Annotated in this window: 1 protein-coding gene; it reads right to left on the bottom strand. The window is 49.6% G+C overall.

The window, feature by feature from the left end; translation table 11 throughout:
- Positions 1-1,670: hemagglutinin repeat-containing protein (locus ALO_RS16175; RefSeq protein ID WP_004098006.1), on the bottom strand; the 1,670-nt coding region annotated here is incomplete at both ends.

Below are 1,670 nucleotides of genomic sequence, written 5' to 3'. Positions count from 1 at the left end.
CCTGATCCACGGTTCCGGTGATATCCCCCTCCGTTCTATGTTGGAAAATAATCAAGCTTGAAGTGGACATAACACCAAGATCGCCATCTACGCCACTTTGACCGATATTAAATTCCATCTGCTGCAGAAGGTACTGTACTTTTTGAGCATCATTGATCCCTTCTAGTTGCCCTTCTAACTCGACTAATTTCTGTGCGATTTCCTCCTTCTTTTTCTCTATCTTCTCTTCTGCGGTTTCTACTTTCTCCTCTTTTTTCGCTTCTTCCACGTCTTTCTCGTTTGCTGCTTCTTCCGCTACTTTTTTCCGTTCTATTTCCTTATAGACTTGGTCCACAAGCTCATCAACAATGATTTCTCTCATTTCCAGTTTTTCCGAGACGGCAACCTTGTCAAAGATATTATCGAGGGGTTGATGGGCATTGTCGGTGTCACGGCTGAGTTTGGAAAGATCGGTTTTCTCATCAGCCGGTTTATTTTCATCACTGCGAATCTCTATTGCCTCTGACGCTATGGCTGACTGGGTGGTGCTTTCTTTGCTGTCGCCGAATTCAGGGCTGCCCTTTGGACGAATGTCTTTCTCTATTGTAATTCCTGCGCTGCTGGCGCTATATTCGGACCGATTGGTGATATCGGAGAATGTAAGCGTTCCGGTTGACAGTCTGTTTTTATCCGCACTGGCCTTGCTGGCAATGACGGCGCCTTTCAGATCGGTGTTGCCTTCCACATAGATATCAAATCCTCCGTCACCGGCAAAGATTCCTGTCTGTTCATTGACACTGCTATAGTTGGACTTAATGTTTCTCTCATAGGTCGAGGCTTTTCCTCCGACTCCTTTGGCGCTGCTGTAGCTGAGGGAACCGCCTGCTGATTTATTTTTCTCCCTGTAGGTCTCCCTATCCTGCAAGCTTTCCAAATTCAGGTTCCGGCCTACATTCATATTGATGCTGTCGCCATGGGCCTGAGCGCCGATCAGGTTGGTATCCCGGCCGGAGATAATGCTGAGGTTAGTATTGCCGGTGACCATGGTTTCCGTCCAGTTTATGGCATGTTCTTCTGAATTGCCGCTGCTTTTGTTACCTTCCAGGTAGTAGCCCATACCGAGTTCTTTGCCCAAGCTGAAGCTAGCGCCAAAGCCGTAGGAGCTGCCGCTTGATTTCATGATGGAATCGGTAGTATTAGCCTGGGCTTTGAGATTGACATCTCGGGCGGCGGAAAGGTAGACGTTGTTGCCGTTGATCGAAGACCCAAGGATATTCAGATCGCCATCGGCGGCTTTTCCGATTGAATCGGTTTGGCCGCTGCCGGTGGCGATGAGGTTGATATCCCCGGAGGAGGTCAGGCTGCTGCCGCGGACTGTAGCGGCGCTGGCGGTGGCTTCGGTTTTTTGTTTGCTGCTGCTAAAGCCAGCTGTGACGTTGAAGCTGCTGCCGATATCGCTCTTTTCGGCGTTTTGGCGGGCTTCTTGGATTCCATCGTAAGCCTTTTCCCCTGACCGGTAGGCTTTGAGGCCATAAAGGGCTTTTAACCGGTCATCCTGGATGTCTTGACTCCGGTCAATGGTGTCATAGGTACCCTGGACGGATTGGAGGAAGCCGTTGCCGATGGATACGGTAAAACCGTTTTGTTTGAATTCCGTGGTGGAATGAGAGTCAAAGGTGTTGAAGGCGCCC

This window comes from Acetonema longum DSM 6540 (genome assembly GCF_000219125.1).
GTDB lineage: Bacteria > Bacillota > Negativicutes > Sporomusales > Acetonemataceae > Acetonema > Acetonema longum.
This window is presented reverse-complemented; position numbering and strand designations above follow the sequence as displayed.